The organism is Pseudomonas shirazica (assembly GCF_015168335.1).
GTDB classification, from domain to species: domain Bacteria; phylum Pseudomonadota; class Gammaproteobacteria; order Pseudomonadales; family Pseudomonadaceae; genus Aquipseudomonas; species Aquipseudomonas asiatica.
On sequence record NZ_CP063456.1, the window covers coordinates 1,629,498 to 1,650,322 of the forward strand.

Genomic DNA, 20,825 nt, shown 5'->3' on the forward strand with positions numbered 1-20,825 from the left:
GGCCCATTTATAAGACCAAAGACTAAGCGGCAATGTGGCGGGTTGTCGCATGCCTTGCAGGTCGGCAGATGTGGTTTAGGCTCAGTGGATCGCATGATGTCCAATCACACCCGACAGCGGAGTAGTGCAAGCATGGGATACCAGAAAATCAAGGTTCCGACCGACGGCACCAAGATCACCGTCAATGCCGACCATTCGCTCAACGTTCCTGACAATCCGATCATTCCTTATATCGAGGGCGACGGGATTGGCGTCGATGTCTCGCCGGTAATGATCAAGGTGGTCGACGCCGCCGTGCAGAAGGCCTACGGCGGCAAACGCAAGATCGCCTGGATGGAAGTGTACGCCGGCGAGAAAGCCACCCAGGTGTACGACCAGGACACCTGGCTCCCCCAGGAAACCCTCGATGCCGTACGTGATTACGTGGTGTCGATCAAAGGGCCGCTGACCACCCCGGTGGGCGGTGGCATCCGGTCGCTCAACGTGGCCTTGCGCCAGCAGCTGGACTTGTACGTGTGCCTGCGCCCGGTGCTGTGGTTCCAGGGCGTGCCCAGCCCGGTGAAGAAGCCAGGCGATGTGGACATGGTGATCTTCCGTGAGAACTCCGAGGACATCTATGCCGGCATCGAGTGGAAGGCCGGCTCGCCAGAGGCGAACAAGGTGATCAAGTTCCTCAAGGAGGAAATGGGCGTTACCAAGATCCGCTTCGACCAGGACTGTGGCATTGGCGTCAAGCCGGTGTCTCGCGAGGGCACCAAGCGCTTGGTGCGCAAGGCCCTGCAGTACGTGGTGGATAACGACCGCGAGTCGCTGACCCTGGTGCACAAGGGCAACATCATGAAGTTCACCGAGGGTGCCTTCAAGGACTGGGGTTATGAAGTGGCGCGCGACGAGTTCGGGGCCGAGTTGCTCGATGGTGGCCCATGGATGAAGTTCAAGAACCCCAAGAGTGGGCGCGAGGTCATCGTCAAGGACGCCATCGCCGACGCCATGCTGCAGCAGATCCTGCTGCGCCCGGCCGAGTACGACGTGATCGCCACCCTCAACCTCAACGGTGACTACCTGTCCGATGCCCTGGCGGCGGAAGTGGGTGGTATCGGCATTGCGCCGGGTGCCAACCTGTCCGACACCGTGGCCATGTTCGAGGCCACCCACGGCACCGCGCCCAAGTATGCCGGGCAGGACAAGGTCAACCCGGGTTCGGTGATCCTGTCGGCGGAGATGATGCTGCGGCACATGGGCTGGACCGAGGCGGCAGACCTGATCATCAAGGGTACCAACGGCGCGATTGCCGCCAAGACCGTGACCTATGACTTCGAGCGCCTGATGGACGGCGCCACACTGGTGAGCAGTTCAGGCTTTGGCGATGAAATGATCAAGCATATGTAGGGCAATGGAAAACCGGCCGCTTCCATTAAAGAAGCGGCCGGCTTTGTTCGTATACCGGCAGGCGGCTCAGCAGATCAGGCGTCGGCAGTGCTGCCGGCTGGCCGTGCGCTGGTCGGCGCAGGCGCGGCAGTGGAAGCGCTGCAGATCTTGACTGCGTGCAGGCCTTTGGGGCCTTGGATAATCTCGAAACTCACGGCCTGGCCGGCCTTGAGCGTCTTGTATCCGTCCATCTGGATGGCTGAGTAATGAGCGAACAAGTCTTCATCCTTGCCCTCTTCATTGATGAATCCGTAGCCCTTGGCATTGTTGAACCACTTGACTTTACCGCTTGCCATCCCTATGTCCCTCTGCAAAGGACTCCATCACTGGAGTATCATCCACTCATCCGCATACGAACCATGCGAAAAATCTGGTTGACTGCGCGGATCTTTATCGACCACGGTGGGTTCTTATTGGTTGTAACACCGTTTTGCCGATAGTCAAGGTCGCCCGGCGCCTGCGCTGGCCGTGCCCTTCGCAGTCAACCCACAACCTTAACCTGTCGCTCATGATGAAATTCTTTCCATGCATGCACCTAGTGAGATTCGACTAACATTCAATCAGGATCGCCCGCAATCGAATGAGGACGACGGCTCAAGTCTTGCAGTTCAGGAAACCAAGCCGATCCTGCAGGCGCCACCTATGTACAAGGTGGTTTTGTTCAACGATGACTACACGCCGATGGATTTCGTCGTCGAAGTGCTCGAGACGTTCTTCAATCTGAACCGCGAGCTGGCGACCAAGATCATGCTGACCGTCCATACCGAAGGGCGGGCAGTGTGCGGATTGTTTACCCGTGACATCGCCGAAACAAAGGCTATGCAGGTCAACCAATACGCCAGGGAAAGCCAGCATCCGCTACTCTGTGAAATCGAGAAGGACGGTTAATCGCCGACCACTTGGGTATGAGGTGAAGCTATGTTAAACCGCGAGCTCGAAGTCACCCTCAATCTTGCCTTCAAGGAGGCTCGTTCGAAGCGTCATGAGTTCATGACCGTCGAACATCTGCTGCTGGCACTCCTTGACAATGAGGCTGCCGCGACCGTTCTGCGCGCCTGTGGCGCCAATCTCGACAAACTCAAGCACGACCTGCAAGAGTTCATCGATTCCACCACACCCCTGATTCCGGTCAACGACGAAGATCGTGAAACCCAGCCGACCCTGGGCTTCCAGCGTGTACTGCAGCGTGCCGTGTTCCACGTGCAAAGCTCCGGCAAGCGTGAAGTCACTGGCGCCAACGTGCTGGTTGCGATCTTCAGCGAACAGGAAAGCCAGGCCGTGTTCCTGCTCAAGCAGCAGAGCGTGGCCCGCATCGACGTGGTCAACTACATCGCCCATGGCATCTCCAAGGTGCCGGGCCATGGTTCGCATTCCGAAAGCGACCAGGAAATGCAGGACGAAGAGGGCGGCGATACCGCCTCTTCGAGCAACCCGCTGGATGCCTATGCCAGCAACCTGAACGAGCTGGCCCGTGCCGGCCGTATCGACCCGCTGGTAGGCCGCGAGCAGGAAGTGGAGCGCGTGGCGCAAATCCTTGCCCGTCGGCGCAAGAACAACCCGCTGCTGGTGGGTGAGGCAGGCGTGGGCAAGACCGCCATCGCCGAAGGCCTGGCCAAGCGCATCGTCGATGGCCAGGTGCCCGACCTGCTGGCGCAGAGCGTGGTGTATTCCCTCGACCTCGGCGCACTGCTGGCTGGTACCAAATACCGTGGCGATTTCGAGAAGCGTTTCAAGGCGCTGCTCGGCGAACTGCGCAAACGCCCGCAGGCGATCCTGTTCATCGATGAAATCCACACCATCATTGGTGCTGGCGCGGCGTCGGGCGGGGTGATGGATGCGTCCAACTTGCTCAAGCCACTGCTGTCGTCGGGTGAAATCCGTTGCATCGGTTCGACCACCTTCCAGGAGTTCCGTGGCATCTTCGAGAAGGACCGTGCCCTGGCACGGCGCTTCCAGAAGGTTGATGTCAGCGAGCCGTCGGTCGAAGACACCGTGGGCATCCTGCGTGGCTTGAAAGGGCGCTTCGAAAGCCACCACAACATCGAGTACAGCGACGAAGCCTTGCGCGCCGCCGCTGAACTGGCCTCGCGCTACATCAATGACCGGCACATGCCGGACAAGGCCATCGACGTGATCGACGAAGCCGGTGCCTACCAGCGCCTGCAGCCGGAGGCCAACCGCGTCAAGCGCATCGACGTGCCGCAGGTCGAAGACATCGTCGCCAAGATTGCGCGCATTCCGCCGAAGCACGTCACCAGTTCCGACAAGGAACTGCTGCGCAACCTCGAGCGTGACCTGAAGTTGACCGTATTTGGTCAGGACCAGGCGATCGATTCGCTGGCCACCGCTATCAAGCTGTCCCGCGCCGGCCTCAAGTCGCCGGACAAGCCTGTCGGTTCGTTCCTGTTCGCCGGCCCGACCGGCGTCGGCAAGACCGAAGCAGCACGGCAGCTGGCCAAGGCGCTGGGGGTTGAGCTGGTGCGCTTCGACATGTCCGAGTACATGGAGCGCCACACCGTGTCGCGCCTGATCGGTGCGCCTCCTGGCTATGTTGGCTTCGATCAGGGTGGTTTGCTGACCGAGGCGATCACCAAGCAACCGCACTGCGTATTGCTGCTCGACGAAATCGAGAAGGCCCACCCGGAAGTCTTCAACCTGCTGCTGCAGGTGATGGACCACGGCACCCTGACCGACAACAACGGGCGCAAGGCCGACTTCCGCAACGTGATCCTGATCATGACCACCAACGCTGGCGCTGAAACCGCCGCGCGGGCCTCGATCGGCTTTACCCATCAGGACCATGCGTCCGATGCCATGGAAGTCATCCGCAAGAGCTTCACGCCGGAGTTCCGCAACCGCCTGGACACCATCATCCAGTTCGGCCGCCTGAGCCACGAGACGATCAAGAGCATCGTCGACAAGTTCCTTATCGAACTGCAGGCGCAGCTGGAAGACAAGCGTGTGCTGCTGGAGGTCAGCGATGATGCGCGCGGTTGGCTGGCGGCCTCGGGCTATGACGTGCAGATGGGTGCGCGGCCGATGGCGCGGTTGATCCAGGACAAGATCAAGCGGCCGCTGGCCGAGGAGATCCTGTTTGGCGAACTGGCCGAGCATGGTGGCGTGGTGCACGTCGACCTGCGCGATGGCGAGCTGGTGTTCGACTTCGAGACCACGGCTGAGGTTGCGTGACAGCGGGGGCCGCGTTGCGGCCCATTCGCAGCACAAGGCTGCTCCTACAGGGAATGCACGCTCCCCTTGTAGGAGCGGCCTTGTGCTGCGAGCGGGTTGCAAAGCAGCCCCCTGCAATCTGACAGGCACAAAAAAGCCCGGCACATGGCCGGGCTTTTTCATGGCTAGAGCTTAGCGCGCACGGTAGGTGATGCGGCCCTTGCTCAGGTCGTAGGGCGTCAGTTCGACGCGGACCTTGTCGCCAGTGAGAATACGGATGTAGTTCTTGCGCATCTTTCCGGAGATGTGCGCGGTTACGACGTGCCCGTTTTCCAACTCCACGCGGAACATGGTGTTGGGCAGGGTGTCGACGACAGTACCTTCCATTTCGAAGCTGTCTTCTTTCGACATGCAGTAGAGCCCTCGGATCCAGTGTTGGCCCGACGCATAACCGCACCGGGCAAAAAAGTGGCGTGGATTATGCCCGAAAACTGTGTGTCAAGCCAATGCCTTTCAGTTGAGGGTGACCCAGCGCTGGTTTATCAGCAATTCGATAGGTCGATACTGTGTCTTGTAGTTCATTTTCTTGCAGTTCTTGATCCAGTAACCCAGGTAAACCGCTTCCAGGTCCTGGCGCAGGGCTTCGGTAATCTGCCAGAGAATGGCAAAGCGGCCCAGGCTCCGGCGCTCTTCGTCCGGCTCGTAGAAGGTGTACACAGCCGACAGGCCGTTGGGCAGCAGGTCGCACACCGCCACCGCCATCAAGCGGCCTTCCAGGCGGAACTCATAGAACCAGCAGAACGGCAGGTCGCGCACCAGGAAGGTGGAGAACTGATCGCGGCTGGGCGGGTACATGTCACCGTCGGCATGGCGCGTTTCGATATAGCGCCGGTACAGCTCGAAGTACTCTTCCTTGAACGCCGGGCGTGCGGCGGTCACGGTCAGGTCGGCGTTGCGCTTGAGGATGCGCCGTTGCTGGCGGTTTGGGATGAAGCGCGCCGCCGGGATGCGTGCCGGCACGCAGGCATTGCAGTTCTGGCAGTGCGGGCGGTACAGGTGGTCGCCACTGCGGCGGAAGCCCATTTCCGACAAATCGGCGTACACGTGCACGTCCATCGGCTGGCTGGGGTCGAGGAACAGCGTGGTTGCCTGTTCGTCGGGCAGGTAGCTGCAGGAGTGGGGTTGAGTGGCATAGAACTTCAACCGCGCCAACTCTGTCATGATCAACCCCCTCGGTGAGACTTTGTTTAAGTGTAAGCCAGCTACGGGAACTCGCCTAGGGAAGCCATGTGGCGCTGTTGGGCTGGTCGAGGTGGCGTGCCAGGTAGTCGGCAAACTCGGCGCGGCTGATGGCGTGGGCTCCCAGGCTGTGCAAATGGTTGGTTGGCATCTGGCAGTCGATGAGGACGAAACCGGCCTGGCGCAGGTGGTTGACCAAAGTCACGAAGCCGACCTTGGAAGCGTTGTCGGCGCGGCTGAACATCGATTCACCGAAGAACAGCTGGCCCATGGCCAAGCCATACAGACCACCGACCAGCTCGCCGTCCTGGCGCACCTCCACCGAATGGGCGATGCCGCGTCGGTGCAGCTCGCAGTAGGCGGCACGCATGGTGTCGGTGATCCAGGTGCCGTCGGCGTAGTCACGTGGCGCGGCGCAGGCGGCGATCACCGCGGGGAAGTCTGTGTCGAAGCTGACCTGGTAACGGCCCTGGCGCATCAGCTTGGCCAGCGAGCGCGACACGTGCAGCTGGTCCGGGAGCAGCACCGTGCGCGGGTCGGGTGACCACCAGAGGATCGGCTGGCCGTCCTGATACCACGGGAAGCAGCCATGGCGGTAGGCCTGCACCAGACGCTCGGGGCTCAGGTCGCCGCCGGCAGCGAGCAGGCCGTTGGGATCATGCAGGGCCTTTTCCAGAGGCGGGAAGGTCAGCGAGTCGCGGGTCAGCCAGGTGAGCATGGTCTATCGTGCGGTGGGGGAGGGGAGAGGGCAGCATGGCGCGGGTGAAAAGCAGGGTCAATCTCTTTGGCTTCTTCGCGGGCGCGCCCGCTCCCACAGGCCATGTGCAGGCTCTGAAGCCTGCGGGGTACCTGTGGGGGCGGGCAAGCCCGCGAAGAGGCCGGCACAGGTGATGAAAATAGGCAATTTCCTACACATTCATGAAACCGCAGGCACCATCCGCTACATTTGCTGTCACACCTGTGCAAAAACACAGCATAAGCCTTTGTCACAAAAGAAAATGCATGCTCAAATTGCAGCTATATGAAAGTCGCCCCCGGCCAAACTCCCATCTGGCGTGCCGCCATGGCGGCTGGCGGGCAGTAATGTTAAAAGTAGTGGTTCATTGGCCGCACCGTCGGCCGATCACTATTGGACGCGCAGCACGCGCAGGAATAGACGCGTTTTGAAGAAATCCACCGCAACTCCAGCTCCCTTGCCCGTCCCTCTGTGGCGGCAGCAGCTGCATTATCGCCTCAAGGAAGGTGCGTTGATCGCTGTCGGCGCCCTGTGCCTGTACCTGTGGATGGCGCTGCTGACCTACGATACGTCGGACCCGGGCTTCAGCCACACCAGCAACGTCGACCAGGTGCAGAACGCCGCCGGGCGTGCCGGTGCCTACTTCGCCGACATCCTGTTCATGGTACTGGGGTACTTCGCCTACATCTTCCCGCTGCTGCTGGCGATAAAGACTTGGCAGATCTTCCGCGAACGCCACCAGCCCTGGGACTGGAGCGGCTGGCTGTTCTCCTGGCGGCTGATCGGCCTGGTGTTTCTGGTGCTGTCTGGTGCGGCGCTGGCCCATATCCATTTCCACCCGCCTGCGAGCATGCCGTTCTCCGCCGGTGGTGCATTGGGCGAGAGCCTCGGCGACCTGGCGCGCAACCTGCTGAACGTGCAGGGCAGCACGCTGATGTTCATTGCCCTGTTCCTGTTCGGCCTGACCGTGTTCACCGACCTGTCGTGGTTCAAGGTGATGGACCTGACCGGCAAGATCACCCTCGACCTGTTCGAGCTGGTGCAGGGCGCCGCCAACCGTTGGTGGGAAGCGCGCAACGAGCGCAAGCGCCTGGAGGCGCAGCTGCGTGAGGATGAACCGGTGGTCAAGGCCGCGCCAATGACCGCCGACAAGCGCGAACCGGCCAAGCCGGCGCTGCGCGAGCGCATTTTCAAGCGTGAAGAAGCACCTGCCCAGCCGGTCGAACCACGTGAGCCAACCCTGTCGCGCGAGCCTGTGGTGCCACGTGAGTCGCCGGCACCTCGTGAGCCGGTAATCTCTCGCGAACCACCTGCCGCGGCCCCGATGATCGTGCCGCCGACACCCGCCAGGGCGCCGGAGCCGAGCAAGCGGGTGATGAAGGAGAGGCAGGCGCCGCTGTTCGTCGACAGCGCGGTGGAAGGCACCTTGCCGTCGATCTCCATCCTCGACCCGGCCGAACAGAAGAAGATCGAGTACTCGCCGGAATCCCTGGCCGGTGTCGGCCAGCTGCTGGAAATCAAACTCAAGGAATTCGGCGTGGAAGTGGCGGTGGACTCGATCCACCCGGGCCCGGTGATTACCCGTTACGAAATCCAGCCGGCCGCCGGTGTGAAGGTCAGCCGTATCGCCAACCTGGCCAAGGACCTGGCGCGTTCGCTGGCAGTGACCAGTGTGCGTGTGGTCGAGGTCATCCCCGGCAAGACCACCGTGGGTATCGAGATCCCCAACGAGAACCGGCAGATGGTGCGTTTCTCCGAAGTGCTGGCCACGCCGCAGTACGACGAGCAGAAATCGCCGGTCACCCTGGCCCTGGGCCACGACATCGGCGGCAAGCCGGTGATCACCGACCTGGCCAAGATGCCGCACTTGCTGGTGGCCGGTACTACCGGTTCCGGTAAGTCGGTGGGTGTGAACGCGATGATCCTGTCGATCCTGTTCAAGTCCAGCCCGGAAGACGCGCGGCTGATCATGATCGACCCGAAAATGCTCGAACTGTCGATCTACGAGGGCATCCCGCACCTGCTGTGCCCGGTGGTCACCGACATGAAGGACGCCGCCAACGCCTTGCGCTGGAGCGTGGCCGAGATGGAGCGGCGCTACAAGCTGATGGCGGCCATGGGCGTGCGTAACCTGGCCGGCTTCAACCGCAAGATCAAGGACGCCCAGGAAGCCGGCGAGATCATCCATGACCCGCTGTACCGCCGCGAGAGCATGGACGACGAGCCGCCTGCGCTGAAAACCCTGCCGACCATCGTGGTGGTGGTCGACGAATTCGCCGACATGATGATGATCGTCGGCAAGAAGGTCGAAGAGCTGATCGCCCGTATCGCCCAGAAGGCGCGGGCCGCCGGTATCCACCTGATCCTCGCCACCCAGCGCCCGTCGGTGGACGTGATTACCGGCCTGATCAAGGCCAACATCCCGACCCGCATGGCGTTCCAGGTGTCGAGCAAGATCGACTCGCGGACCATCATCGACCAGGGTGGTGCCGAGCAGCTGCTGGGCCACGGTGACATGCTGTACATGCCGCCGGGCACCAGCCTGCCGATTCGCGTGCACGGCGCGTTCGTCTCCGACGACGAGGTGCACCGCGTGGTCGAAGCGTGGAAGCTGCGCGGCGCCCCGGACTACAACGACGACATCCTCAACGGCGTCGAGGAGGCCGGCAGCGGCTTCGAAGGCGGCGGTGGTGGTGGCGATGGCGAAGATTCGGAAAGCGACGCCCTGTATGATGAGGCCGTGCAGTTCGTGCTGGAAAGCCGCCGCGCGTCCATCTCGGCCGTGCAGCGCAAACTGAAGATCGGCTACAACCGCGCCGCCCGCATGATCGAAGCCATGGAAATGGCCGGCGTGGTCACCCCCATGAACAGCAACGGCTCGCGGGAAGTGATAGCCCCGGGCGGCCCGCGCGACTGACGAACACCTTGCCGTGCGCCAACGGTGGCGCCCGGCCTTTTCAATGCTCGATGAGGACTCCCATGCGCGCGATTCGCATGCTGTTGGTTTCTGCCCTGGCCGCGGCTTCTGTGTCGGCCACCGTATCGGCTTATGCCGGTGAGCAAGACGTACAACGCCTGACCCAATTGCTGGAAAAGTCGCAGACCATCGAGGCCAACTTCTCCCAGCTGACCCTGGACGCCGGCGGCACCAGCCTGCAGGAAACCTCCGGCAAGATGACCGTCAAGCGCCCTGGCCTGTTCTACTGGCACACCGATGCGCCGCAGGAGCAGGTGGTGGTATCCGACGGCAAGAACGTCACCCTGTGGGACCCGGACCTGGAGCAGGCAACCATCAAGAAACTCGACCAGCGCCTGAACCAGACCCCGGCGCTGCTGCTGTCCGGTGACGTGTCGAAGATCAGCCAGAGCTTCGACATCAGCTCGAAGGAGCAGGGCGAAGTGATGGACTTCACCCTCAAGCCGAAGACCAAGGACACCCTGTTCGACTCGCTGCGCGTGTCGTTCCGCAAGGGCCTGATCAACGACATGCAACTGATCGACAGTGTCGGCCAGCGCACCAACATCCTGTTCAATGGCGTGAAAGCCAACCAGGCTGTGCCGGACAGCAAGTTCAAGTTCGACATCCCCAAAGGCGCGGACGTCATCAAGGAGTAACCAGAGCTCGCCATGGACCTGTTTCGAAGCGAACCCGTCGCCCAGCCCCTGGCTGCTCGTCTGCGCCCGTCCAACCTGGACGAGTACGTCGGCCAGGAGCACCTGCTGGCGCGCGGCAAACCGCTGCGCGAAGCGCTGGAGCAGGGTGCGCTGCACTCGATGATCTTCTGGGGGCCGCCGGGCGTGGGCAAGACCACCCTCGCGCGGCTGCTGGCGCAGTTCTGCGATGCGCACTTCGAAACGGTGTCGGCGGTATTGGCCGGGGTGAAGGAGATTCGCCAGGCGGTCGAGGTGGCCAAGCAGCAGGCTGGCCAGTACGGCCGCCGAACCATCCTGTTCGTCGACGAAGTGCACCGCTTCAACAAGTCGCAGCAGGATGCCTTCCTGCCCTATGTGGAAGACGGCACCCTGCTGTTCATTGGCGCCACCACCGAAAACCCGTCGTTCGAGCTGAACAACGCATTGTTGTCGCGGGCGCGGGTGTATGTGCTCAAGAGCCTGGACGAGGCGGCGCTGCGCAAGCTGGTCAACCGCGCGTTGACTGAAGAGCGCGGCCTGGGCAAGCGCAACCTGCGGGTTGGCGACGACGCCTTCAAGATGCTGATGGCCGCCGCCGACGGCGATGGCCGGCGCATGCTCAACTTCCTGGAAAACGCCTCGGACCTGGCTGAAGACGGCAGCGAGATCGATGTCGAGATGTTGCAGAGCCTGCTCGGCGACAGCCGCCGCCGCTTCGACAAGGGTGGCGAGGCGTTCTACGACCAGATTTCCGCGCTGCACAAGTCAGTGCGTGGCTCCAACCCCGATGGCGCCCTGTACTGGTTCGCGCGCATGCTCGATGGCGGCTGCGATCCGCTGTACATTGCCCGCCGCGTGGTGCGCATGGCCAGCGAAGACATCGGCAACGCCGACCCGCGCGCGCTCAGCCTGTGCCTGGCGGCTTGGGATGTGCAAGAGCGTCTGGGCAGCCCCGAGGGCGAACTGGCGGTAGCCCAGGCCATCACCTACCTTGCCTGTGCGCCGAAGAGCAACGCGGTGTACATGGGCTTCAAGACCGCCCTGCGCGAGGCCGCCGAGCATGGCTCGCTGGAAGTGCCGTTGCACCTGCGCAACGCCCCGACCAAGCTGATGAAGCAACTGGGCTACGGCGACGAGTACCGCTATGCCCACGATGAACCCGACGCCTATGCCGCCGGCGAAGACTACTTCCCCGAGGAACTCGAGCCGCGCCAGTACTACCAGCCGGTGCCCCGTGGCCTGGAACTGAAGATTGGCGAGAAGCTGCGCCACCTGGCCGACCTTGACCGCAACAGCCCCCGCCAGCGGAGAAAGCCGTGATTGCACTGATTGCCGCCGTCAGCGCTGGCGGTATTGCCGGTACCTTGTTGCGCTTTGCCACCACCAACTGGGTGTCTGCCCACTGGCCACGGCACTTCTATCTCGGTACGCTGGCGGTCAACCTGGTTGGCTGCCTGCTGATCGGCCTGCTTTATGGTCTGTTCCTGCACAAGCCGATCGTGCCGGTCGAGCTGCGCGCCGGGCTGATCGTCGGCTTCCTCGGCGGCCTGACGACTTTTTCCTCCTTTTCGCTGGATACCGTACGCCTGCTGGAAAGCGGGCAAGTGCCCCTGGCTTTGGGCTATACCGGTATCAGCGTGGTGGGCGGGCTGCTCGCGACCTGGGCCGGCCTGTCCCTGACCCGATTCTGAACCAACACCTACACATAACGAGAGAACGATATGCTCGATTCCAAACTGTTACGCGGCCAACTTCAGGAAGTGGCGGATCGCCTGGCCTCCCGTGGCTTCAGCCTGGATGTCGCGCGCATCGAATCACTGGAAGAGCGCCGCAAGGCGGTGCAGACCCGCACCGAGCAGCTGCAGGCCGAGCGTAACGCCCGTTCCAAGTCCATCGGCCAGGCCAAGGCCAAGGGCGAAGATATTGCGCCGCTGATGGCTGACGTCGAGCGCATGGCCAACGAACTGGCTGCCGGCAAGACTGAACTGGACGGCATCCAGGCCGAACTGGATGGCATCCTGCTGACCATCCCCAACCTGCCGGACGCCAGCGTACCGGTTGGTGCCAGCGAAGACGACAACGTCGAGGTGCGCCGTTGGGGTACGCCGAAGGCTTTCGACTTCGAAATCAAGGACCATGTCGCGCTCGGCGAAGTCAGCGGTGGCCTGGACTTCGAAGCTGCCGCCAAGCTGTCTGGCGCGCGTTTTGCCGTGCTGCGTGGTCCAGTTGCCCGCCTGCACCGCGCCCTGGCGCAGTTCATGATCAACCTGCACACCGGCGAGCACGGTTACGAGGAGCACTACACCCCGTACCTGGTCCAGGCCCCGGCCCTGCAGGGTACCGGCCAGCTGCCGAAGTTCGAGGAAGACCTGTTCAAGATCAGCCGCGAAGGCGAGGCCGACTTCTACCTTATCCCGACCGCCGAAGTGTCGCTGACCAACCTGGTGGCCGGTGAAATCCTCGATGCCAAGCAGCTGCCACTGAAGCTGGTTGCCCACACCCCGTGCTTCCGCAGCGAAGCCGGTGCTTCCGGCCGTGACACCCGCGGCATGATCCGCCAGCACCAGTTCGACAAGGTCGAGATGGTGCAGGTGGTCGAGCCGTCCAAGTCGATGGAAGCCCTGGAAGGCCTGACTGCCAACGCCGAGCGCGTGCTGCAGCTGCTGGAGCTGCCGTACCGCGTGCTGGCCCTGTGCACCGGCGACATGGGCTTTGGCGCGGTGAAGACCTACGACCTGGAAGTGTGGGTACCAAGCCAGGACAAGTACCGCGAAATCAGCTCGTGTTCCAACTGCGGCGATTTCCAGGCGCGCCGCATGCAGGCCCGCTGGCGCAACCCGGAAACCGGCAAGCCAGAGCTGGTGCATACCCTCAACGGGTCCGGCCTGGCCGTAGGCCGTACCTTGGTTGCCGTACTGGAAAACTACCAGCAGGCCGACGGTTCCATCCGTGTGCCGGAAGTGCTGAAGCCTTACATGGGCGGCGTCGAGGTCATCCGCTAAATGGATTACCTGCCGCTGTTCCACAAGCTGCAGGGCGGCCGCGTGCTGGTCGTTGGCGGCGGTGAGATCGCTTTGCGCAAAGCGCGCCTGCTGGCCGACGCCGGCGCCGCGCTGCGCGTGGTTGCACCGGATGTCGACGGCCAGTTGGCCGCGCTGGCCCGGGAAGGTGGCGGCGAGGTGCTGGTGCGCGGCTATCAGGCAGCCGACCTGGTCGGTTGCCGGCTGGTGATTGCGGCCACCGACGACCCGGGGCTCAATGCCCAGGTGTCGGCGGATGCGCAGGCACTCAGCCTGCCGGTCAACGTGGTGGATGCGCCGGCCCTGTGCACGGTGATCTTCCCGGCGATCGTCGACCGTTCGCCGTTGGTGGTTGCGGTGTCCAGTGGCGGTGATGCTCCGGTGCTGGCGCGTTTGATTCGCGCCAAGCTGGAGGCCTGGATCCCGTCCGCCTACGGCGAACTGGCCGGCCTGGCCGCACGCTTCCGCGACAAGGTCAAGGCCTTGTACCCGGACGTCAACCAGCGCCGAGGCTTCTGGGAAACCGTGTTCCAAGGGCCTATTGCCGAGCGTCAGCTGGCCGGGCAGGGCGCCGAGGCCGAGCGCCTGTTGCAGGCGATGGTCGACGGTGCACCGGTGCAGCAGGGCGGTGAGGTGTACCTGGTGGGGGCTGGCCCGGGCGATCCGGACTTGCTGACCTTCCGCGCCTTGCGCCTGATGCAGCAGGCCGACGTGGTGCTGTACGACCGCCTGGTGGCACCGGCGATTATCGAGATGTGCCGACGTGATGCCGAGCGTATCTACGTGGGCAAGCGTCGCGCCGACCATGCCGTGCCACAGGACCAGATCAACCGCCTTCTGGTCGACCTGGCCCGGCAGGGCAAGCGTGTGTTGCGCCTGAAGGGCGGCGACCCGTTCATCTTCGGGCGGGGCGGCGAAGAGATCGAAGAGCTGGCCGAGCACGGCATCCCGTTCCAGGTGGTGCCGGGCATTACCGCAGCCAGCGGTTGTTCCGCCTATGGCGGGATTCCGCTGACTCACCGCGACTATGCCCAATCGGTGCGTTTCGTGACCGGGCACCTGAAGGATGGCACCAGCAATCTGCCGTGGCATGACCTGGTAGCGCCGGCGCAGACCCTGGTGTTCTACATGGGCTTGGTGGGGTTGCCGACCATCTGTGCCGAGCTGATTCGCCATGGCCGCGCGGCCAGTACCCCTGCGGCGCTGGTGCAGCAGGGGACTACGCGTAATCAGCGGGTGTTCACCGGCACCCTGGCGGACTTGCCGGACCTGGTGGCGCAGCATGAAGTGCATGCGCCGACCCTGGTGATTGTCGGGGAAGTGGTGCAGTTGCGTGACAAGCTGGCCTGGTTCGAAGGTTCGCAGAATAGCTGAAATCGTTGGGGCCGCTTTGCGGCCCATCGCGACACAAGGCCGCTCCTACAGGAGACAGCGATCCCCTGTAGGAGCGGCCTTGTGTCGCGATGGGCTGCAAAGCAGCCCCAGCAATCTCAAGCCTGCCAAATCCCCTTGCCTGCCAACCGCTCCCGATCATGCGGCAGGTTGAAGTCCTGCAGCGGCCCCTTGGGCACGATCCCGTTCGGGTTGATGGTCTTGTGGCTCATGTAGTAGTGCTTCTGGATATGCTCCATGTCCACTGTGCCCGCCACCCCCGGCCACTGGTACAGTTCACGCAGCCAGTTCGACAGGTTGTGATAGTCGCTCAGGCGGCGCAGGTTGCACTTGAAGTGCCCGTGGTACACGGCATCGAAGCGCACCAGGGTGGTGAACAGGCGCACATCGGCCTCGGTCAGGTATTCCCCGGCCAGGTAGCGGTTGCGGCTCAGCAAGTCTTCCAGGTAGTCCAGTTCGTTGAACACTTCGTCAAACGCAGCCTCGTAGGCTTCCTGCGTAGTGGCAAAGCCTGCGCGATATACGCCATTGTTCACCGCCGGGTAGATGCGCTCGTTCAGCGCCTCGATGGTCGGGCGCAGCGGCTCTGGGTACAGGTCCAGTGTATTGCCGGTCAGTTCGTTGAACGCGCTGTTGAAGATGCGGATGATCTCCGACGACTCATTGTTGACGATGCGTTTCTCTTTCTTGTCCCACAGCACCGGTACAGTCACGCGGCCAGTGTAGTGCGGGTCATCCTGGGTGTAGCGCTGGTGCAGGTACTGCAGCGCGTCGAGGTGGTCGCCGCTGGAACCTTGCTGCTGGTCGAAAGTCCAGCCATGGTCCTGCATCAGCCAGCTGACCACCGACACGTCGATCAGTGGCTCCAGGCCCTTGAGGGCACGGAAGATCAGGGTGCGGTGTGCCCATGGGCAGGCCAGCGAGACGTACAGGTGGTAACGGCCAGCTTCGGGAGCGGGCAGCTGATTGCGGCGTTGGGCGTTTTCGCGTTTGAACGTGCCGTCCTTGCCGTTTTCATACCACTGGTCATGCCAGCGGCCGTCGATCAAAAGGCCCATGGTGAGCTCCTCGGAACAAAGTTGTTTGTCGTTGGAGCCCAGTCTAGGGGAAATCGTTCGAATAACTAGCGCAAAGAATGCCCCGTTAGTATCTAGTTATTCGATTGGTTCCGTGCGGTCCAGTAACCACGTGCGGTGGCGAAAGCCTGCTCACGGTCCTGGCCAAGGCCGCGCAGGGCCAAGGCCATGGTCGCGACCACGGCCATTTCACCGTAGCTGTCCTCGGCCTCGCCGCGCCAGACCACCAGCAATTGCTCGGGCTGCAGGCTTGGCGGCTTCACGTGGCGGCGTTCGCTCAGCGCTGGCCATTCCTCGTCCCAGGCTTCGCCGGTGGTGGTGCCGTATAGATGGCTGATGACATCGGGGTTGACCTCAATCTCGCCGCCATCACCCTTGATTACCACGGCATGGTCGCCCAGCAGGCGGCTGGCCTCGCGGTGTACTGCCTGGTAGCCGGGGTGGAAGATGCTCTGCAGGCCACAACGCGCAGCCAGCGGGTTGAGCACCCGGGCCAGCGAATGGATGGGCGAACGCAGGCCCAGGGTGTTGCGCAGGTCGATCATGCGCTGCAACTGCGGCGCCCAGTCCTGCAGCGGGAAGAAGGCCAGGCGTTGCTGGTCCAGGGTCCGGCTGACCGCAGCCCAGTCACGGCACAACGGAATTTCCAGCAAGGACAGCAACTGCTCGGTGTACATGCGCCCGGCGGTATGCGCACCGCCACCGTGCATCAGGATGCGCACGCCATTGTTGGCCAGGCATTTGGCAGCCAGCAGGTACCAGGGTAGGTGGCGCTTCTTGCCGGCGTAGGTGGGCCAGTCCAGGTCCACGGCGATGCGCGGCGACTGCAAGTGGGCGCGCAGGGCCTCGGTGAAGCCGGCCAGTTCTTCGGCGCTTTCTTCCTTGTGCCGCAGCAGCATGAGGAAGGCACCGAGCTGGGCATCTTCGACCTTGCCTTCCAGCAGCAGAGTCATGGCCGTGCGGGCTTCTTCACGGGTCAGGCCACGCGCGCCGCGCTTGCCTTTGCCAAGAATGCGCACGAACTCGGCGAACGGGTGTTCGGCAGGGGTTTCCAGGGTAAGCGGGCGAGGTTCTGTCATATGCAGTTGGTCGGCTTGGGCAGGCCCGCCAGCTTGGCGGCCAGTTTGGCGGGAGTGCCGTTGAACAGGCGGTTGAGGTGCGGGCTGTTGCCCTTGTCCGGGCCCAGTTTGAGGGCCGTGTACTTGATCAGCGGGCGCGTGGCCGGGGACAGCTGGTATTCCTGGTAGAACTGGCGCAGCAGTTCGAGGATTTCCCAGTGGTCCTCCGTCAAAGGGATGCCCTCGCGCGCGGCCAAAGCCTCGGCGGCGGCATGCGACCAGTCTTGCAGGTCGACCAGGAAGCCGTCCTTGTCCAGGGCGATCGCCTGATCGCCAACGTTGAGGGTATTCATAGCCAGCTATTGACCTTGTCGTAATGCAGCGATAGTTCGACGAACCCGGCGTAGTCCACGGCCTTGGCCAGTTCGTTGGCGACCGCGCGGGCCTGCACGTCTTCTTCCAGGGCGAACAGGCGCTGGGCCAGGCCGGCGGCTTGCAGCCGGCGGTGCGGTTCGCTGCCGCTGTGCAGGGCATATACAGCATCGCCGCACAGCAGCAGGGCGTCGTCGGCGCCGAGCAGGCGAAGGCAACTGGCCAGGCGTTCGTCGCCAAACGGTGAGTGGGCAATTACATGCAGGGTCGTCATCAGAGCGTTACCACCTGGTCGAAACGGGCGATCAGTGCGGTCAGGGCCGCGTCGTCCAGCACTTGCACCGGCAGCGCCAGATTGTCGGCTGCCAGGCCGCGGCGAGTGAGGCTGTGGCTGCAGGCGAACAGTTCCTCGACGCCGAACATTGGCAGCGCCTGCAAGTTGGCGGCCAGGTTCTTCTGTTGCACGACGGTGGGCTGCTGGTCTGCGGCGAGCTGGAGCACGCCGTCATCGAGGAACAGCATGCCCAGCGGCAGATCAAACGCGCCGCCAGCCAGGGCGATGTCCAGTGCTTCACGGGCCGATGGGCCGTTCCAGGGCGCCTGGCGGCTGATGATCAACAAGGATTTGGCCATTTCAGTCGCCTCCGAAGCAGACAAGGCGATCGGCAACTTGCGCCGCCTCATGCAGCTGGCCAAGCCCCGACAGCTCCCAAGGCTTGGGCAGGTTCACGGCCGGGCGCTGGTAGCGGTTGGCCTCGGCCTCGTCGAGCACGCCACGGCGCAGGGCGGCGGCGATGCACACCACTGCGTCCAGCTGGTTGGCTGCAATGAAGGCGCGCCATTGGCCGGCAACATCCAGCTCGTCCTGGGGGGCGACCACGTTGGCCGAGGCACTGTGTACCCCGTCCTGGTAGAAGAACAGCCGGGCAATCTCATGCCCGCCGGCCAGCACCGCCTCGGCGTAGCGCAGGGCGCGCCGCGAGGAGGGCGCATGGGCCGGGGAGAACACCGCGATAGCGAATTTCATGGATAACTCATGCAAAAGGAATGGTGCCATGATAAAGCAAAAAAGCCCGCGCCCGCTTGTGCATGGCGGGGCGGGCTTTCTGTCTTGCACCAATCTTCAGGTTTACGCGGCCTCGTGTAGGAGCGGCCTTGCGTCGCGATGGGCTGCATAGCAGCCCCATGGCCCTGACAGAAGGACTCCAGGCTCAAGCCTGTTCCTTGCTCTCCGGCAAGAACCAGTTCAACACCAGGGCACAGATACCCCCGGTAGCCACGCCCGACTCCAGCACATTGCGAATCGCCGCCGGCATGTGCGCCAGGAACTCCGGCACCTGCGCCACGCCCAGGCCGAGGGCCAGGGATACAGCGATGATCAGCAGGGCACGACGGTCCAGGCGAGTGCTGGCGAGGATATTGATCCCCGAAGCCGCAACCGCCCCGAACATGACCATGGCCGCACCGCCCAGCACCGGCTCCGGCACCGCCTGGATCACCCCGGCAACGCTCGGGAACAGCCCCAGCAGCACCAGCATCACGGCAATCCACATGCCGATATGGCGGCTGGCGATCCCTGTCAGCTGAATCACGCCATTGTTCTGGGCAAAGATCGAGCTCGGGAAGGTGTTGAACAAACCGGCCAGCAGCGAGTTGGCCCCGTTGACCAGCACACCGCCCTTGATCCGCTGCATCCACACCGGCCCTTCGACCGGCTGGCGCGACACCTTGCTGGTGGCGGTGACGTCACCGATGGCTTCCAGCGAAGTTACCAAGTAGATCACCAGCATCGGGATGAACAGTGCCCAGGAGAAGCCCAGGCCGAAGTGCAGCGGCGTCGGCACCTGGAACAGCGCGGCTTCGTGCATGCCGTTGAAATCCAGGCGGCCCAGGTAGCCGGCTAGCGCATAACCGACCGCCAGGGCGATAATGATGGCGCAGCTGCGCATCCACACCACCGGGATGCGGTTGAGGATGACGATGATCGCCAGCACCACGCCCGACAGCAGCAGGTTCTCGCCATTGGCGAAGGTGCCATTGGCCATGGCGCCGAAGCCACCACCCATGCTGATCAGGCCGACCTTGATCAGGGTCAGGCCGATCATCAGCACCACGATGCCGGTTACCAGCGGGGTAATCAGGCGTTTGACGAAGGGCAGGATGCGCGACACGCCCATCTCGACGAACGAGCCGGCGATTACCACGCCAAAGATGGCCGCCATCACGCCTTCTACCGGCGTACCTTGCTTGACCATCAGCGCCCCGCCGGCAATCAGCGGGCCGACGAAGTTGAAGCTGGTGCCCTGGACGATCAGCAGCCCGGCACCGAATGGCCCGAAGCGCTTGCACTGGACGAAAGTGGCGATACCCGAGATTACCAGTGACATGGAGACGATCAGGTTGGTATCTCGTGCCGAAACACCCAGAGCCTGGCAAATCAGCAGGCCAGGGGTGACGATCGGCACGATGATCGCCAATAGGTGCTGCAGTGCTGCCAGCAGGCCGATCAACAGCCGTGGCTTGTCCTCCAGACCAAGCACCAGTTCATTGGCAGGCGCCGCCGCGCCTGGGCTGTGTTCGTGTGAGCTCATTGCGAAAAGCTGCCCCGGAAGAAAAAAGGAGCGCATTCTACGGGGTGATGGCGAATTGGGGTAGAGAAAAGCACGATGGCGGCATGATCGACGACCATTCGCCCGGTTATCTGACTTTATGGTCAATTATTGGGCGCTTTTTCCCAGGAGTCGAACCTGTGGGAGCGGGCGTGCCCGCGAAGAATGCGACTCGGTATATGGCACCGGCTTCGCCGGTGTTCGCGGGCTCGCCCGCTCCCACAAGGCTCCAGCTAAATCGATGAGTTGAGCGCCCATAAAAAAGCCCGCCGAAGCGGGCTTTCTCTTGCCGATATCAATCAGTCATCACGACCCATGATGCCAAACAGCTGCAGCAGGCTGACAAACAGGTTGTAGATCGACACATATAGGCTGATGGTCGCCATGATGTAGTTACGCTCGCCACCGTGAATGATCGCGCTGGTCTGGAACAGGATGCAGACCGACGAGAACAGCACGAAGCCAGCGCTGATCGCCAGTTGCAGGCCGCTGATCTGGAAGAAGAAGCTGGCCACGACAGCACCCAGCAGGACAAAGAAGCCCGCAGTGATGAAGCCGCTGAGGAAGCTCATATCCTTGCGGGTAATCAGCACATAAGCCGACAGGCCGCCGAACACCAGGGCAGTCATGGCAAATGCCGAGCTGACCACCTCGGCGCCACCGGCCATGCCCAGGTAGCGGTTGAGGATAGGGCCGAGGATAAAGCCCATGAAGCCGGTGAGCGCGAAGGTGGATACCAGGCCCCAGGCCGAATCACGCAGTTTGTTGGTAAGGAAGAACAGCCCGTAGAAGCCGATCAGTACCACGAACACGTTCGGGTAGCCGACGCGCATCTGCTGGGCCACGAAGGCCATGACACCGCTGAAGGCGAGCGTGAGCGCCAGCAGGCTGTACGTGTTGCGCAGGACCTTGCTGATCTCCTGCTGCTCGACCTGCTGGCCGTGGTGTACGGCGTAATCCTGTTCGCGCATGGCGACACTCCTTGGTAAACCTGTGGTTTTCAAACGTTCAGATGCTAGGAGTCTATCAGAGCTCCCGCAACCCGCGACACAGAGAGTTTGACAGCTTGTTTCATTACGGTATTATGGCGGCCG

General features: G+C 62.8%; 21 protein-coding genes. 9 read left to right on the plus strand and 12 right to left on the minus strand.

Annotated features, from left to right (window positions below; genetic code table 11):
- Positions 1-132 precede the first annotated feature (132 nt).
- A complete protein-coding gene (gene icd / locus IMX18_RS07415) occupies positions 133-1,389 on the plus strand; it encodes an NADP-dependent isocitrate dehydrogenase (RefSeq protein WP_013973292.1) in 1,257 nt (418 codons plus the stop codon).
- A 74-nt stretch (positions 1,390-1,463) separates the two neighbouring features.
- Here icd and cspD read toward each other — a convergent pair whose 3' ends face one another.
- A complete protein-coding gene (cspD, locus tag IMX18_RS07420; protein WP_013973291.1) occupies positions 1,464-1,724 on the minus strand; it encodes a cold shock domain-containing protein CspD in 261 nt (86 codons plus the stop codon).
- A gap of 229 nt (positions 1,725-1,953) precedes the next feature.
- Between cspD and clpS the strand changes: the two genes are divergently transcribed.
- Positions 1,954-2,316: an ATP-dependent Clp protease adapter ClpS gene (clpS, locus tag IMX18_RS07425; protein WP_217190164.1), complete on the plus strand. Its 363-nt coding sequence runs from the start codon at positions 1,954-1,956 to the stop codon at positions 2,314-2,316.
- Positions 2,317-2,346: 30 nt separating this feature from the next.
- Complete coding sequence (clpA, locus tag IMX18_RS07430) at positions 2,347-4,617, plus strand: ATP-dependent Clp protease ATP-binding subunit ClpA (RefSeq protein ID WP_013973289.1); 2,271 nt, start codon at positions 2,347-2,349, stop codon at positions 4,615-4,617.
- Positions 4,618-4,788: 171 nt separating this feature from the next.
- Here the strand turns inward: clpA and infA are convergent, their stop codons facing one another.
- The 3 genes from infA to aat all read right to left on the minus strand — a co-directional run bounded on the left by infA (position 4,789) and on the right by aat (position 6,553).
- Complete coding sequence (gene infA / locus IMX18_RS07435; protein ID WP_002553999.1) at positions 4,789-5,007, minus strand: translation initiation factor IF-1; 219 nt, start codon at positions 5,005-5,007, stop codon at positions 4,789-4,791.
- A 102-nt stretch (positions 5,008-5,109) separates the two neighbouring features.
- Positions 5,110-5,817: an arginyltransferase gene (locus IMX18_RS07440; protein ID WP_013973288.1), complete on the minus strand. Its 708-nt coding sequence runs from the start codon at positions 5,815-5,817 to the stop codon at positions 5,110-5,112.
- A gap of 55 nt (positions 5,818-5,872) precedes the next feature.
- Complete coding sequence (gene aat, locus IMX18_RS07445) at positions 5,873-6,553, minus strand: leucyl/phenylalanyl-tRNA--protein transferase (protein ID WP_015270969.1); 681 nt, start codon at positions 6,551-6,553, stop codon at positions 5,873-5,875.
- Positions 6,554-6,938: 385 nt separating this feature from the next.
- On the opposite strand from aat, the gene IMX18_RS07450 reads away from it, so the two are divergent.
- The 6 genes from IMX18_RS07450 to cysG all read left to right on the plus strand — a co-directional run bounded on the left by IMX18_RS07450 (position 6,939) and on the right by cysG (position 14,598).
- Complete coding sequence (locus IMX18_RS07450; RefSeq protein ID WP_411829477.1) at positions 6,939-9,488, plus strand: DNA translocase FtsK; 2,550 nt, start codon at positions 6,939-6,941, stop codon at positions 9,486-9,488.
- A 62-nt stretch (positions 9,489-9,550) separates the two neighbouring features.
- Positions 9,551-10,186 carry an outer membrane lipoprotein periplasmic chaperone LolA gene (gene lolA, locus IMX18_RS07455; protein WP_015270967.1) on the plus strand — a complete coding sequence of 212 codons (636 nt, stop codon included), beginning with the start codon at positions 9,551-9,553 and terminating at the stop codon, positions 10,184-10,186.
- Positions 10,187-10,198: 12 nt separating this feature from the next.
- Entirely contained in the window at positions 10,199-11,524 is a 1,326-nt protein-coding gene (locus IMX18_RS07460) for a replication-associated recombination protein A (protein ID WP_013973284.1), read from the plus strand.
- Complete coding sequence (gene crcB / locus IMX18_RS07465) at positions 11,521-11,895, plus strand: fluoride efflux transporter CrcB (RefSeq protein ID WP_015270966.1); 375 nt, start codon at positions 11,521-11,523, stop codon at positions 11,893-11,895. Before IMX18_RS07460 ends, crcB begins: the two co-directional genes overlap by 4 nt.
- Before the next feature lie 30 nt (positions 11,896-11,925).
- On the plus strand, positions 11,926-13,206 hold the full coding sequence (gene serS / locus IMX18_RS07470) for a serine--tRNA ligase (RefSeq protein ID WP_003258877.1): 1,281 nt from the start codon (positions 11,926-11,928) through the stop codon (positions 13,204-13,206).
- Positions 13,207-14,598: a siroheme synthase CysG gene (gene cysG / locus IMX18_RS07475; RefSeq protein WP_013973282.1), complete on the plus strand. Its 1,392-nt coding sequence runs from the start codon at positions 13,207-13,209 to the stop codon at positions 14,596-14,598.
- A 116-nt stretch (positions 14,599-14,714) separates the two neighbouring features.
- Here the strand turns inward: cysG and IMX18_RS07480 are convergent, their stop codons facing one another.
- The 8 genes from IMX18_RS07480 to IMX18_RS07515 all read right to left on the minus strand — a co-directional run bounded on the left by IMX18_RS07480 (position 14,715) and on the right by IMX18_RS07515 (position 20,702).
- On the minus strand, positions 14,715-15,674 hold the full coding sequence (locus IMX18_RS07480; RefSeq protein ID WP_013973281.1) for a glutathione S-transferase family protein: 960 nt from the start codon (positions 15,672-15,674) through the stop codon (positions 14,715-14,717).
- A 92-nt stretch (positions 15,675-15,766) separates the two neighbouring features.
- Positions 15,767-16,771: a glycosyl transferase family protein gene (locus tag IMX18_RS07485; RefSeq protein ID WP_100412889.1), complete on the minus strand. Its 1,005-nt coding sequence runs from the start codon at positions 16,769-16,771 to the stop codon at positions 15,767-15,769.
- On the minus strand, positions 16,768-17,103 hold the full coding sequence (locus IMX18_RS07490) for a TusE/DsrC/DsvC family sulfur relay protein (protein WP_015270963.1): 336 nt from the start codon (positions 17,101-17,103) through the stop codon (positions 16,768-16,770). The genes IMX18_RS07485 and IMX18_RS07490 overlap by 4 nt, the downstream gene beginning before the upstream one ends.
- Positions 17,100-17,396: a sulfurtransferase complex subunit TusB gene (tusB, locus tag IMX18_RS07495; RefSeq protein ID WP_015270962.1), complete on the minus strand. Its 297-nt coding sequence runs from the start codon at positions 17,394-17,396 to the stop codon at positions 17,100-17,102. Before tusB ends, IMX18_RS07490 begins: the two co-directional genes overlap by 4 nt.
- Positions 17,396-17,755 (minus strand): sulfurtransferase complex subunit TusC, encoded by a 360-nt coding sequence (gene tusC, locus IMX18_RS07500; RefSeq protein ID WP_102083439.1) that lies wholly within the window; start codon positions 17,753-17,755, stop codon positions 17,396-17,398. Before tusC ends, tusB begins: the two co-directional genes overlap by 1 nt.
- A 1-nt stretch (position 17,756) precedes the next feature.
- Positions 17,757-18,149: a sulfurtransferase complex subunit TusD gene (tusD, locus tag IMX18_RS07505; protein WP_013973276.1), complete on the minus strand. Its 393-nt coding sequence runs from the start codon at positions 18,147-18,149 to the stop codon at positions 17,757-17,759.
- A gap of 184 nt (positions 18,150-18,333) precedes the next feature.
- Complete coding sequence (locus IMX18_RS07510; RefSeq protein ID WP_217190162.1) at positions 18,334-19,713, minus strand: nucleobase:cation symporter-2 family protein; 1,380 nt, start codon at positions 19,711-19,713, stop codon at positions 18,334-18,336.
- 317 nt (positions 19,714-20,030) lie between these two features.
- Positions 20,031-20,702, minus strand: a complete 672-nt coding sequence (locus tag IMX18_RS07515) for a Bax inhibitor-1/YccA family protein (protein ID WP_003251184.1) — start codon at positions 20,700-20,702, stop codon at positions 20,031-20,033.
- Positions 20,703-20,825 lie beyond the last annotated feature (123 nt).